The organism is Bacteroidales bacterium, assembly GCA_041671145.1.
Taxonomy (GTDB): Bacteria; Bacteroidota; Bacteroidia; order Bacteroidales; family JAHJDW01; genus JAQUPB01.
The window spans coordinates 73,943-88,805 of record JBAZBZ010000004.1; the positions used below are offsets into that span (position 1 = coordinate 73,943).

The 14,863-nt window shown below is 33.0% G+C and carries 9 protein-coding genes; 3 read left to right on the top strand and 6 right to left on the bottom strand.

Features of this window, described 5'->3' with window-relative positions:
• Positions 1-25: 25 nt before the first annotated feature.
• On the bottom strand, positions 26-1,204 hold the full coding sequence (locus WC223_02455) for an aspartate aminotransferase family protein (GenBank protein MFA6923091.1): 1,179 nt from the start codon (positions 1,202-1,204) through the stop codon (positions 26-28).
• Between the two features lie 186 nt (positions 1,205-1,390).
• Between WC223_02455 and ileS the strand changes: the two genes are divergently transcribed.
• The 3 genes from ileS (at position 1,391) to WC223_02470 (ending at position 5,925) form a co-directional block, all read left to right on the top strand.
• The gene (ileS, locus tag WC223_02460; GenBank protein MFA6923092.1) at positions 1,391-4,747 is read left to right on the top strand and encodes an isoleucine--tRNA ligase; all 3,357 of its coding nucleotides are present in this window, start codon (positions 1,391-1,393) and stop codon (positions 4,745-4,747) included.
• 6 nt (positions 4,748-4,753) lie between these two features.
• Positions 4,754-5,194, top strand: a complete 441-nt coding sequence (locus WC223_02465) for a TraR/DksA C4-type zinc finger protein (GenBank protein MFA6923093.1) — start codon at positions 4,754-4,756, stop codon at positions 5,192-5,194.
• Positions 5,195-5,265: 71 nt separating this feature from the next.
• Positions 5,266-5,925, top strand: a complete 660-nt coding sequence (locus WC223_02470) for a lipoprotein signal peptidase (GenBank protein MFA6923094.1) — start codon at positions 5,266-5,268, stop codon at positions 5,923-5,925.
• Positions 5,926-5,944: 19 nt separating this feature from the next.
• On the opposite strand, the gene WC223_02475 is transcribed toward WC223_02470, so the two are convergent.
• The 5 genes from WC223_02475 to WC223_02495 form a co-directional block, all read right to left on the bottom strand.
• Positions 5,945-7,918: a hypothetical protein gene (locus WC223_02475; GenBank protein ID MFA6923095.1), complete on the bottom strand. Its 1,974-nt coding sequence runs from the start codon at positions 7,916-7,918 to the stop codon at positions 5,945-5,947.
• A gap of 78 nt (positions 7,919-7,996) precedes the next feature.
• A complete protein-coding gene (locus WC223_02480; GenBank protein MFA6923096.1) occupies positions 7,997-8,389 on the bottom strand; it encodes an HIT family protein in 393 nt (130 codons plus the stop codon).
• An 84-nt stretch (positions 8,390-8,473) separates the two neighbouring features.
• Positions 8,474-8,950 (bottom strand): transcription elongation factor GreA, encoded by a 477-nt coding sequence (gene greA / locus WC223_02485; protein ID MFA6923097.1) that lies wholly within the window; start codon positions 8,948-8,950, stop codon positions 8,474-8,476.
• Positions 8,951-9,046: 96 nt separating this feature from the next.
• Positions 9,047-10,123, bottom strand: coding sequence for a PorV/PorQ family protein (locus tag WC223_02490; GenBank protein ID MFA6923098.1), 1,077 nt, complete (start codon positions 10,121-10,123; stop codon positions 9,047-9,049).
• 55 nt (positions 10,124-10,178) lie between these two features.
• Positions 10,179-14,828, bottom strand: coding sequence for a T9SS type A sorting domain-containing protein (locus WC223_02495; protein ID MFA6923099.1), 4,650 nt, complete (start codon positions 14,826-14,828; stop codon positions 10,179-10,181).
• Positions 14,829-14,863 lie beyond the last annotated feature (35 nt).

The following is a 14,863-nucleotide window of genomic DNA, read 5'->3' on the forward strand; positions in this document are numbered from 1 at the left end:
AAAAATATTGTGGAATTTTTTATGTTTAACAAATGGATTTCAAAATAATCTCACAGGATTTTTTAATTTGTTCTTCGGTAATTGTAAGAGGTGGCGCTATTCGCATTGATTGAGCATTAAACAAAAACCAGTCGGTAATAATTCCGTTAGCAATGCAATTTATTATTATTTTTTTATTTAATTTTTCATCACCAAAATCAACAGCAAACATTAAACCCTTGCTTCTTATTTCTTTTATTGAATGATGAACGAGAAGTTCCCTGAATAATTTTTCTTTTTTATTAATTTTTTCAATCAAATTATTTTTTAAAATAAATTCTAATGAAGCAATGGCAGCAGCGCAGCTAACAGGATGTCCGCCAAATGTTGTTATATGTCCAAGTGCAGGATTTTCTGAAAGACAACTCATTATTTTTTTCGATGAGATAAAAGCTCCGAGTGGCATTCCTCCACCTATTGCTTTTGCCAGACAAAGTATGTCGGGTGTAACTCCGAATTGTTCGAACGCAAACAAACTACCTGTCCTTCCGAATCCTGTTTGTGCTTCATCTAATACCAGTAAAGTTCCTGTTTCGGTACATTTTTTACGAAGTTGTTTTAAAAAATCATTTTCGGGAATTATAACTCCTGCTTCACCCTGAATTGGCTCAGCTATAACACATGCAGTTTTACGGGATATATTTTTTAAATCATCAACACTATCAAATTTTAAAAATTTTACATCTGGTAAAAGTGGTTGGAATTTAGATTTGTAATTTTCATTCCCCGTTACACTCATTGCTCCATACGTACTTCCATGATATGAATTTTTAAATGCAATTATTTCCGTTCTTCCTGTATATCTCTTTGACAGCTTTAAAGCACCTTCCACTGCCTCACTACCCGAATTTACAAAATACACCGAGTTCAAATTTTCCGGTAAATGAGTAGAAAGCATTTTAGCAAACAAAACCTGCGGCGATTGCACATATTCGCCATAAACCATAAGATGAGAATATTTACTCAACTGTTTTTTTACTGCATTGCTTACCGAAGTATTACAATGACCTATATTACTAACGGAAATTCCCGAAATCAAATCAATATATTTCTTGCCTTCAATATCGTAAATGTATATTCCTTTGGCTCTTTCCGGCTCAAGCATTATTGGCTCGGAAGATGTTTTCGCCAGATATTGCAGAAATAATGGTTTATGTGTAAGCATTATTTTTTAGATATTTTATTCAGGAATTCAAATGTAGGAAATAAATGGAAATGTAAAAGAAATTGCTAAGTTGTCAGTTTGTTTAAAGCGAACAAGCAATTAAACAATTTAGCAATCCAACAATTTAATCAATCATTAATTTTTTTTTATCTTTGCAACCTTAAAAAAATATCATTTTATATAAAGATGAAAGAAAAATACGCTGAATACAAATCGCTCAACCTACCTTCAATTGACAAGGAAATACTGAAATTCTGGAAAGCTAATAGCGTGTTTGAAAAAAGTGTGGAAACAAGAAAAGGAAAAAAGGAATTTGTTTTTTATGAAGGTCCTCCTTCAGCCAACGGACTTCCCGGGATACATCATGTTATGGCGCGAACCATAAAAGATATTTTCTGCCGCTACCGAACACTTAAAGGATATCTTGTGAAACGCAAAGCGGGATGGGATACACATGGATTACCTATCGAAATTGCAGTTGAAAAAACACTTGGAATTACAAAAGATGATATAGGAAAAAAAATATCTATTATTGATTACAACAATTCATGCCGTAAGGATGTAATGAAATATAAAGACAAGTGGGATGAAATTACCATAAAGCTCGGATTCTGGCTCGACCTTGAAAATCCTTACATTACTTTCGATAATAAATATATAGAATCTGTCTGGTATTTGCTGAAAGAACTTTATAAAAAAGAACTTTTATATAAAGGTTATTCTATTCAGCCGTATTCACCTGCCGCAGGCACCGGTTTGAGCACGCACGAACTTAATCAACCGGGATGTTATAAAAATGTTAAGGATACTACAATTGTTGCTCAGTTTAAAATTGTAAAAAATGAACATCCTTTAATTTCCGAATTATTTAAAAATCATTCCGGTGATGTTTTCTTTCTTGCATGGACAACAACTCCATGGACATTGCCTTCAAACACGGCACTTGCCGTTGGTAAAAATATTGATTATGTTGTTGTAAAAACTTTTAATCAGTATAATTTTAAACCGGTTACTGTTATTCTTGCAAAAGCCCTTATGAATAATTTCTTTTCTGAAAAAAATTCAGAATTAAAAATTGAAGAATATCAAGAGGGACAAAAAGAAATTCCGTTTCAGGTTATTGGTGAATATAAAGGAAGCAAACTCGACGGAATGCGTTACGAACAATTGATGCCATACTCTCAGCCCACTGATGGCGATGCTTTTAAAGTTGTAATAGGTGATTTTGTTTCTACCGAAGATGGAACAGGCATAGTTCATATTGCACCGAGTTTTGGTGCCGATGACTTTCGCATGAGCAAATTATACGGATTAGGTTCTCTCACAATGGTTGATAAACAAGGAAAATTTATTGAAACAATGGGAGAATTTGCAGGAAAATTTGTGAAAAATGAATACAAAGAAAATTATGACCCGAAAGAAAAAACCATTGACGTTGATATTGCAATAAAATTAAAAGAAGAAAATAAAGCATTTAAAATAGAAAAATACGAACACTCCTATCCACATTGCTGGAGAACCGACAAGCCGATATTATATTATCCTCTCGACTCGTGGTTTGTGAAGACCACCGCATTGAGAGAAAAAATGCTCGAGTTAAATAATACAATCAACTGGAAACCGGCTTCTACGGGAACAGGACGTTTTGGCAACTGGCTTGAAAATATGGTTGACTGGAATTTATCGCGTTCACGATACTGGGGAGTGCCTTTACCCGTTTGGAGAAGCGATGATGGTAAAGAAGAGCTGTGTGTTGGTTCTGTTGCCGAACTAAAAGAAGAAATTGAAAAGTCAATTAAAGCAGGATTCATGAAGTCAAATCCTCTCGGTGATTTTGCTCCAAATGATTTTTCCAAAGAGAATTATGAAAAATTTGATTTGCATCGTCCGTTTGCCGATGAAATAATTCTTGTTTCCCCGTCAGGTAAAAAAATGTTCAGAGAAACGGATTTGATTGATGTATGGTTCGATTCCGGCTCAATGCCTTATGCACAATTTCATTATCCTTTCGAAAATAAAAATTTAAAAGAATATTTTCCTGCCGATTTTATTGCCGAAGGTGTTGACCAGACAAGAGGATGGTTTTATACATTACACGCAATTGCCGTAATGGTATTCGGTTCGGTGGCATATAAAACCGTTGTTTCAAACGGATTGGTGCTTGATAAAAATGGAAATAAAATGTCGAAACGACTTGGCAATGCGGTAAATCCCTTCGAAACAATTGAAAAATACGGCGCTGATGCCACTCGCTGGTACATGATTACAAACTCACAGGTATGGGATAATCTCAAATTTGACACAGACGGTATTTCCGAAATCCAAAGGAAATTTTTTGGTACACTTTATAACACTTATGCATTTTTTGCACTTTATGCAAACATTGATAATTTTAAATATTCCGAAGAAGAGATTCCTGTTCCCGAGCGACCTGAAATTGACCAGTGGATTATTTCAACTTTAAATTCACTGATAAAAGAAGTTGATGAAGCATATTTTAATTATGAAGCCACAAAGGCAGGCAGAGCCATACAATATTTTCTTGATGGACATTTGAGTAACTGGTATGTTCGACTTTGCCGCAGACGATTCTGGAAAGGCGAATACAGCAAAGATAAAATAGCAGCGTATCAAACTCTTTACAAATGTCTTGAAGTTATTGCTCAGCTTTCTTCTCCACTTGCACCATTTTTTATGGAAAGAATATTTCTTGATTTGAATGAAGTTACAAAAAAATATAATGTTGAATCAATTCATTTGACGGACTTTCCAACATTCAATAAAAAGCTTATCAATAAAGAACTTGAAGAAAAAATGGAAATTGCCCAGAAAGTTTCTTCAATGGTACTTTCGTTAAGAAAAAAAGTTAATATAAGAGTGCGACAGCCTTTGAGCAAAATTTTAATTCCTGCAACAGATGAAAAATTTATTAAAAAAATAAAATCTGTAGAAAATCTAATATTATCCGAAACCAATGTTAAAGAGCTTGAAATTATAACCGACATAGGTGATAAGGTTATTAAAAAAATAAAACCGAACTTCAAAATTCTCGGACCCAAGTATGGTAAACAAATGAAAGATATTGCCAATGCTGTAAATAATTTCAGTCAGCTCCAGATAAATAAAATTGAAACCGAAGGTAAATTTGAACTGAAAGATTTGAATATAGAAATTACACCCGAAGATGTTGATATCACAACAGAAGATATACCCGGCTGGCTTGTAACCAATGATGGCAGCATAACAGCTGCTCTTGATATAACCATAACCGAAAAACTCCTTGAAGAAGGAATTGCACGTGAAATGGTGAACAGAATCCAGAACCTTAGGAAAGACAGTGGTCTTGATGTAACTGATAAAATAATTCTAAAAATACAAAAACATGATAAAATAAATAGTGCAATTAAAAATAATTTATTGTATATTTGTACTGAAACTCTGACAGCTACGTTGGATTTAGTTGATGCGCTTGATAAATCCGATGCCGTTGTGTTGGAAATTGACGACAATGCAGAAACATTAATATCTATTAATAAAAAATAAAAAATGATGAAAAAAAATCAGGAAAAACAGGAAAAGACCAGATATTCAGATAAGGAACTTCAAGAATTTAAAAATATTATTTTAAAGAAACTTGAAGAAGCCCGCAATGACTTGCAATTACTGGTAGAAAACTATACTTCGAAAAACAACGACACAAATGATACTTCTCCTACTTTTAAAATTCTTGAAGAAGGTGCTCAGGTATTAAGTAAAGAAGAAAATGCACAATTGGCTGCCCGCCAATCAAAATTTATAAAAGGACTTGAAGCGGCATTAGTAAGAATTGAAAACAAAACATTCGGAATTTGCCGTGTAACAGGAAAATTAATACCTAAAGAACGCTTAATGCTTGTTCCTCATGCTACTTTAAGCATGGAAGCTAAAAAAGAACAGTATAAAAATCAGGAAGCTGTCACTGTAACAAGTACAAGCGAAGAAGTAGAATAAAATCAGTACTTCAAGTACTTGAAATTATTAGAAAACATGTCTTTCATTAATTACGAATAAAGAAGATATTCATGCAGAAGCTAAAATTACTGTGGAAACCGGTTGCGATTATTTTTTTTATTTTATTGATTGACCAGATTTTTAAAGTTTGGATAAAAACTCATTTTTTTCTTGATGAAGAAACAACTGTTATCAAAAATTTATTTTATCTTCATTTCACAGAGAACAACGGAATGGCTTTCGGTTATGAATTTGGAGGAATATACGGAAAACTTATTCTCAGTACAGTTAGATTAATTGCTGTAGTTGCTATTGGATGGTATTTATATGTTCTTTGCATTAATAAAGCTTCAATAGGTTTGATTGCAGGGTTTTCATTTGTTCTTGCAGGTGCCCTTGGAAATATTATTGACAGCTTATTTTATGGCTTGTTGTTCAACGAAAGTACATATTTTCAGATAGCTGAATTTTTACCAAACAGCGGAGGATATGGAACTTTTCTGCATGGCAAAGTTGTTGATATGCTTTATTTCCCCGTTATAAAAGGACATTTTCCCGGATGGTTTCCTTTATGGAAAAATGAAATGTTTACTTTTTTTCGTCCTATTTTTAATATCTCCGATTCATCAATTACAATAGGTGTTATTTATATGATTCTTTTTCAGAGGAAATTTTTTGTACAAACGAAAAGTTTGGAAAACGAAGTGAATAATTCTTCCGAAGATAAATAGATTGAGTTTATTGGAGTAGTTATTGTTCAAACTCATATAGTTTTGCCGGCCAATTATCGCTTTCTCCAATCTGATGGATTATTTTAAAACTATACGGATATTTCATGATTATAGTATATATGTATCTTTGAATAGTATTACTGATTCCTGTAGTTTCTTCGTCTTTTTTGTTTTTTGCTTTTGTAATATCAACATCTATTAAATATTTTATTTTATTTCTTTTAAAATAATTATATAACGAATCCGGAATTAAACAATTAAATTGTTCATTTGCTTCATACATACTTTCAATATTATTGGAAAATTCTATGTTATTTCTTTTTAAAAAATTAATTGAAGCAGTATCTTTTTCGAAGTCATAAATATTAATTCTGGAGTTTTCACCAACAACTATAATCTTTAAAAACCGAGCAACTTTAATGCTTATTTCCGGTTTATTCTTAAAAAACGCACTGTTTATTAAATAATAAATTTTGTTGTCTTCTTTTAATTTTTTAATTGTTTCTTTAAAATTAAATTTTGGAAACTTTGAAATTCCATAAAACTTTCTGCCATTTCCGTATATAAATGACATGGATGGTTTTCGGACTGCAATCACAGCATCTTTCGGTAAATTCTCCGATGCCCAATTACTCATTTTTAAATAATTTACCAAGTTTGTTGTATAGCCATAGTATTTATCGCCATCAATATTTTTCTTTAGTATAGGAATATTATTATTTACATTTATAAATGTTTGTTTCAGTTCAAATAATATTAAAAATAAAAATACTACAGGAATAAATATTTTCAGAAAAGAAAAATCTTTAAGCTTCGACAGCTCATACATTGCAAAGAAAAACAAAAGAAACAAGAAAGGAACAAATATTAAAATCAATCTTGGTTGGTCCCAAAGTGTCTGTAAAATAAAAAAAGTAACAACTAATGAAATAAACGAATAAATTGAAATAAACTTCAGATATTTATTTTTTTTAAAAGCGAAATAAAACGAAAAAAAAAGTGCAATACAAACGAAAATAGTTAGAAAAACATTTGTAGTATCTGATTCTATTGATTGCAATCCTAATATTTTAAATAGATTTTTAGATAAATAAAGATTTGAATTATCGAAAAAACGCGTAATAAAACCTGATATATTTTCTTGTCCTTTTAATTTATCATAAGGGTCTTTCTGAAGCAATACACTGAATTGTCCTCCGTATTGTGTTTGTGATAAATTCCAATAAATTATTTTATAAAAAGAATAGGGTATTTGAAAAATTAAAAATGAAAAAAAAGAATATAACACATTCAAATAATTTTTGTTAATTAAAAAGAAGATTATAACAGCAATTAAAAAACAAATACCTATATTTCTGGTATTACTTAATAAAAACATAAACAAACCAAATATAAGCCACGTTTTCCATTGTGTTTTAAAATTATTCTGACCTTCTTTTGATTTATCAAGTATTTTGAAGAAAAAATAAATTGTTATTATTTGAATGAGCATATAGAATGCTTCGCTGTACGTTGTGCTTGCATAAAAAAGAATATAATAATTTATTGCCGTAAAAATTATTGTATATAAAAGCAAAGATGAGGAAACTTTGTTTTTAAAAGTATAATAAAATAATATCAAACATCCGATAGTAAAAAAGTAAGATATGATTTTAAAAACAAATACATTGATGCCGAAAATAAACATGGGAAAACCAAGGAAAATAGGATATAAAGAACCATGCCATGTCGGAAATATTTCACCCGATAAAAAATCTTTTGCACTCATAATATAGTCCGAGTCATCAGCGCCTTCGTCAATTTTTATATTAAATAATAAAGCACCTAAAATAATTGTTGCAACTACTGCACTTAAAAAAAGTGTTTTATTGTATTTTAAAAAAAAGTTATCTGTTTCTGCAAGAAAATCATTATTTGCGGCAGTATTAGTCTTATTTTTAACAATAAGTTTTTGATTCTTTGCTTTTATGTTATTTTTTTCTTTTTTACTCATTTTTATTAAAAATAGAAAATTATCACCAGACATTTCTGTAATATATCCTATAAAAATCAATGTTTCTATTTTAGCGAATCAAATTGCCAATTTGATTTTTTCAGCAATTTCAGTGAATTCTTCTTTAGTTAAAGTAAGTTTTGGATGTGCAAAATTCATATCACCGGGGCGGTTTAATGGTATAAGATGAATATGAGCATGCGGTACTTCAAGTCCTTCAACCACTACACCAATTTTTTTGCATTTAACAACTTTTTCTATTCCTTTCGATACTTTTTTTGCAAAAAGAAAAAATTCTTTATATATATTATCTTCAATATCAAAAATATAATCAATTTCCTTTTTCAATATAACAAGAGTATGTCCTTTTGTTAAAGGAAATATATCGAGAATTGCGATAAATTTATCGTTCTCGGCTACTTTGTATCCGGGAATTTCATTATTTATAATTTTTGTAAATATTGAAGGCATGACTTTAAATCTTAAAACGTTTGTAGTTTGTTGTTCGTTGTTGTTTTAACTTTAACGACACCACAAACCTTTTAAACCACAAACTTATTTACTGATTTTAACTATTTCAAGTTTTATTTTACCGGCGGGAGCATCTACTTCAACTTTATCTCCAACTTTTCTTCCAAGTAAAGCTTTACCTATCGGAGAATTAATTGCAATTTTTCCTGTTTTTAAATCAGCTTCATTTTCCGAAACAAGAGTATATTGCATAGTTTTTCTGTTTTTTGTATTTTTTATAGTAACAATTGACAATATCATTGCTTTGGAAGTGCTTATCTTTGATTCATCAATTATTCTTGCATTACTTATTATTTCCTCGAGTTTTGAAATTTTCATTTCAAGCATACCCTGTGCGTCTTTTGCGGCATCATATTCTGCATTTTCACTTAAATCACCCTTGTCTCTGGCTTCAGCAATTTGTTTTGAAATCAAAGGTCTTTCAATACTTGTCAAACGCGTTAATTCTTCTTTAAGTTTTTTTAACCCTTCTGCGGTATAATAATTGATTTTTGTCATAATCCGAAAGTTTTATGGTAAATAGAATTAAAAAAGAATCCCGATAAACTCAGGACCCTTTTTCTTAAAAGCAACAAAATTAATACTTTAATTTGAATTTTACAAATTTATTCTTACTCCAATACTATGTGAACCATCAAAGGGATTTGTTGCCCGGTAAGAATAATCAAGTTCGAAAAACGAACTTCCTTTATCTTTGCTTTTTTCTTTTTCTTTGCTGCTGAGAGGAACCCGCAAAGTAAAGCCGGCAGCCAGACCTGTGAAAACTGTAGTCCTGTCACTTGCTTTGGTGATACCTTTTTCATATAAGTAACCTGCTCTCAGCATAAAATATCTGCTGAATCCAAATTCCAAGCCGCCACTGTACTGGTCTTTTGTAAATGAATTTGAAGTGAAACATAAAGCAGGAGTTAACCTGTAATTTTCTTTAATGTTAATGTCATAAGCAAAGCCGATATTTATCAAAGAAGGAAGTTCAAAATCCTGTGAGCGCTGTGAGATAGCCATTGTATATGAAGAACCGGGAGCGTCAGACCTGAAAGTTAATCCGTCACCGTTATATTTCATTCTTGTTCCTACATTTTTTAAGGCAATTCCGAATTTAACATTATCGGTAGGACCGGTAACATATTGTATTCCGGCATCAATAGCAAGTCCCATTCCTTTCATATCGGAAATCTGTTCGGAGATTATCCTGAAATTAATTCCCCCGTAGATACTGTTGGAAAATGCTTTTGCATAAGAAACACCAATATTTGTAAAAGTAGGAGAAAATTCACCGAGTCCTCCTTCCGGTTGGTCAACGGTTGTAATCATAATATTGCCGAAATTCATCAGCATCACTCCTAAACCAAGCACACCGGTTTTGCCTACTTTTTGTGTTATACCAAAAGAGTTTATGTTTACATCACTTCCTTTCAGCCATACAGTATGAGCAAATAATATTTCGGTTTTTTTTGTAAAAGCAGTACCAGCAATATTCAGATACATGCCTTCCAAACCTCTCACACAACCGCTATTTGCACCAGCCCATCCGGAACTTCTTGCCCATGGGTTAATTAATAATTCTCCGGCACCTGCCTGACCTGCTCTGTCGGGATTTCCGGCTTTTGCAGTATTGTGTGCCGAAAATACTACTAATCCAATTATTGCAAATGATATTAATACTTTTCTCATAAATATATTTTTTTATTCTGTTAAATAATAAAAAATCAAATTATTAATTTCATAATTAAAAATTTTCAAGGTCAATCGGTCTTAAAGCTCCGTACCATTTAATGGTTCTTTCGCAAACTCCGTCAATATTTACATGTATGATATATAAACCGCTGGCAATAGGAATACCCGCAGTATTTTTCAAATCCCAGTCAATGGATGTTTTTTCTTCATCTTTATTAAAACGTCTTACTAAAACTCCATTTACAGTATATATTGAAATTTGACATTTTTTCGGAAGATTAATAATTTTTACCCTGTTATCTGCCTGGCTTGTTTCATAACCCGAGAATCCGTAATAAGGGTTAGGGACAATACCTATTAAATCGCATGCAGTTTTTGCAGTTGGCAGGTCATTTTTAACTGTTGCTATATCCGATGTTGAGAAACGATAAGCCGGAAAATTATTATTTATCGGACCGCTGCCATAATTATAATAAACCCTTGTTGTATCAACCGGTCCGCCTGTTTGTGTATATGCCCATTTTTCAGATTCTCCGTTTCCTGATATAGCATAATTCTTCTGATAAGGTTTTATAACTCTAATTCGTATTTTAGCTTCATTTGACAACCATTCCTGCCCTGGCATTGCAAGAGGTATTCCAACCCACATTGCCGATTCAAGTGCCATAGCAATGGTATCTTTATGCTTTGTGGTTCCTACAGATGGTTCTGAGAACTTTGTGTAAAGCCATTTTCCATAATCATAAGAAGGAGAAATTTGCCATTTGAATTTGTGTGTAAAGTATTTGGAATGTCCAAAAACATAAATATAGTGTTTACCTCCAAATATAACAGGCGCATTAAGTCCCAATTTTGCCAAAATATTGGAAGTGGGGTTAAACAGCATATCTCTTCCGTTATCACTTATCTGCCATGAATCTTCACCGAATACAATATTCAATCTTTCGCCTGTTTCAACATTTATTGCATAACCGGGGAACCAACTCATACCGTTGGCAGATATAAAATTAGGACTGTTTGGGTCGGTGCTTGCTGTATTTGAAGGGTCTGTATTGCCATTCTTATCAACTGATTTATGCTTTCGGATATCAAATACATTTGCATTTCCTTCTGATAAGGAAAAGTCATCGCACATTTCAATTACAGGACATCTTGACCATTTACTTTTATCGGGTGTTAAAACAATATCTACACCCGCAAGATTTTTCATGAGGATTTTTGAAAGTGAACTTTGAAGTTCCCTGTATTGTGGACCGCCGGCATATTGCCAACCATCTCCAGAGTTATAATGCGAAGTGAAGTAATATGGAGCCCATGTTCCTCCCGAATAAAAATTTCCATTTACCAAAACAGTTTGTTGTACCAATTTTTCAAAAACCTGATTCGCATCGCCTGAGTAATCACAATCTAATCCACAATTAGATGTTGCAGTACCACTTCTTATCCAATTAAATGAACCTGGAATTCCGTCAATATCGGGAACACCGCTTAGCCATTTTTTTGTACTATCGGCATAAGTTATTGACGACATTATTACACCGTTATTATAATTATCTACTATGTTGGCATTTCCCCATAAAAGATTATAAAAATAAGTACTTCCTATTATTGCAAGAGGATTCTGCTGAATAGTAACAGATAAGCCGATTTCAGGAATGAGTTGTTCATTTGAAACTTTTATGGTCTTTTCCGAATTATAAACCGCTCCTGTAGTTTCGTTTATTAAATTCCACGAAGCAAGGTGAATTGAATCAAGTTTAGCGTTAGGTGGTGTAGTTATTATATCCATATTAAATTTTAAAAGAAAGCTTGCATTAACAACATTAAGCGGGTCAATTACCTGAACTGTTATCGGACCATGACTGTTTTTATAAGTTGGGGTATAACAAATTGCAGGTGGTTGGCTTTTTGAAAGAATTTCGTTTATTGATTCATCAGTTAGGTCAAGATATTGGTCGGTTTGACCAACATTTAAATAACCACTGCCTTGTCCTTCTATTCTTGTAATTTTTGGTCCATATCCATATTCTGAGTTTTGAATTGTTCCGCCTGCTTCAGGTGCCGGTTTATGCGGTATTGCAGAATAAGGTGTTATTGATTTCCCTGTTGAAGTTTTTCTGCCTGCGAGATATGGTATTTTCTGACCACCAAGACCTGCACCGGTAAGAACATCCTGTTGCGTAGGGTCGGTTGAGTACTTTGCATATTGATTATATGCATAAGCAATTGCAATAAAATAATATGTTTTATGATTTACAAGGTTGTCGTTGCCAGTAGCAAATCTATCGGAAAGTATTCTGAAAGAATGTCGTATCCCTTTATTTTCTCCATTTACTTTTTCTTTAGGCACATCGGCATTTAAACTCAAATCCTGCTCATAATTAATTAATCTTGAAACTCCGTCTTTGGTGTCGCATTGAGCAACCAATCTTGCATAATCGGGGTCGCTAAGCTGAGTAACAGAAACAGATTGGTCTTTAACCTGGTAAATCTGGTATCCCTGAAAATGAAATTTTGTATCATTGGTTATAGTTTTGTTTACATTAACTCCAGGTTTTGTAATAGTATTACCTCTATCTGTATCATTAACAACATAAGATATAGTTACACTGCCGGAAATATTATATTTCCCTTTATTTACAAGTGTAACAACACCATTACCTGTTCTAATGCCTTCAGAAGTTAATAATGTATGAGCGGAATCTTCGTATAAGCGTACTTTTATTGAACTGGAGGAATCAATTAAAGTCCAGTATAATTTTGCTTGATTTTTATAATTAAAATTGGTAAGTACCCAATTAGAGCATTGATTTTTAGTATCACCAGTTACCACTATTGTTGTTGTATCTGTAGTAGCATATTCGTATTTATCACGAATTTGAGGGTCTTTTTCTTCATATAATTCATCATAGTTATTAGAACTTGATTTATTGGATATTGTTAATATCAATTCTTTATCAAGTTCCTGAATAGTTAAATCAGGAGCATCGGGTCCGTCAACAACTTTAAAACAGTTGTCAAACAACCTCTGGCATTTATCGTCAACAATTTTAAGAAGTTCAACTGAAGTCCAGTTATCACCCTGAGTAGCTTTTGCCCAAGGAATACCCACAGTAATATAATTAACCGCACCCGGTTGAAGAGTAAAAGGACCTGATGATTCCATAAATCTTCTGTCGGAAGGTACATTACCCATAACTTTTTCTGTCCAATTATCAGCATTGCAAACGGGAGGTTTACCATCTGTTCCCCAGTGATATTGGTCGGTGTTGCCCGGAAACATAAAATTAGCATTGGGTCCGCAGGTATTATCGTGTCCGTTGCCTCCGTATTGCATGCGCATACCATCTCTCCATATTCCTCTCATAAGGTTATATATTTCGGCAATTTTATCAGGGTTGCCAATAGGAGAATTAACGTTATTATGGTACAGAAATCTTTGCATACCGAGACGCTCATTATCTACAATAGTATCTTGAAAATTAACTCCATTAATACCATTCCATGCAGGGTCGCCAGAAGCAGGAGTGTGTCCAGTACTAAAAGTAAAAGCATCTAATTTGTTATTATTATCCATATATGGACCCTGGAAATAGTCAACCCCAACTGCAGGCGGAATACCTTGATAAGCCAATTCCCCTGAAGAGGGAGAATCTTCCAAATCACCATTATAACAATATCCCAAACCTCTTGTAACATCGCAGCCAACAAAATCGTCCCATCCGCCGCCCAAATCGGGGTCAACCCACTGGCAGAAATAAGTGCTTGTGAGCGTGTAAGTTGAACGGTTGATTAACTGGTAATTATAAAAAGTCATATTATTTATTTCATCGTTGGTGGCGAAAGCAAATGCCTGCGCTCTTATTTCCATTCCTATTGGTTGACCTTTCATTTCGGAATGAATGTTTCCGTTATCATTAAACACCCACCACAAAGTTTCGTCTCCGAAAACCAGATTATCTCCATCACCTCTTTGGTGGCAGTCAACTCTATTTTTTTGTTTAAAAGTAACCGGGTCTATTCCAAGGTCATAATAAGGATAATCTCCTAGTTCAGGATGGTATTCAAAATCTCCATCAATATCATAATATGGTGCTAAAAATTTATCAGTTATTTCGGTGCTTGTACAGTTTCCGATTTCGGAGGGATAATTACCGGGCCATTCACGTATAGATTGTGGCATATCAGCACCTGTTTTTTTATTAACAACAAAATCCAATACATCGGCTTTAGTAATTCTGAAATGTTTGTCAAATTTCTGGCACATTGAAGCATCAATAGCAGCAGTACCATCGTGTGTCAAGGGACCTGTCCAGAAATCGTTTCCGGAAGTTCTATATAATAATGCGGCTCCCTTTAACTGGTTGTTGGCATCAATACCTGCCATCCAAAGCGATGAGGAATACATAGAACTTATACCGCTTCCTTTTGGGATTTCATATTGAGGACGACTTTGTAAATCCCACCACATATCACCACCTGTGTTGATACGTGCTTTTACATTATTAAGAGCAAGTGTGGAACTTCCGTTTGGCGGCTTGCATGCAATTGCTCTTATACCTTTTGAGTTATTGGTATTTGTAGTTGGGTTGGCTTGCTTTCCGCTAGAATTTAAAGGGTAATTTGGTTTTTCTGCATTCACTCCTTTGAGCAGCATTAAACTTATTAAAATAATTAATGCTATTTTTATTTTTATTTTCATAATTAATTTATTTAAAATTTTGTTCAAACTATAAT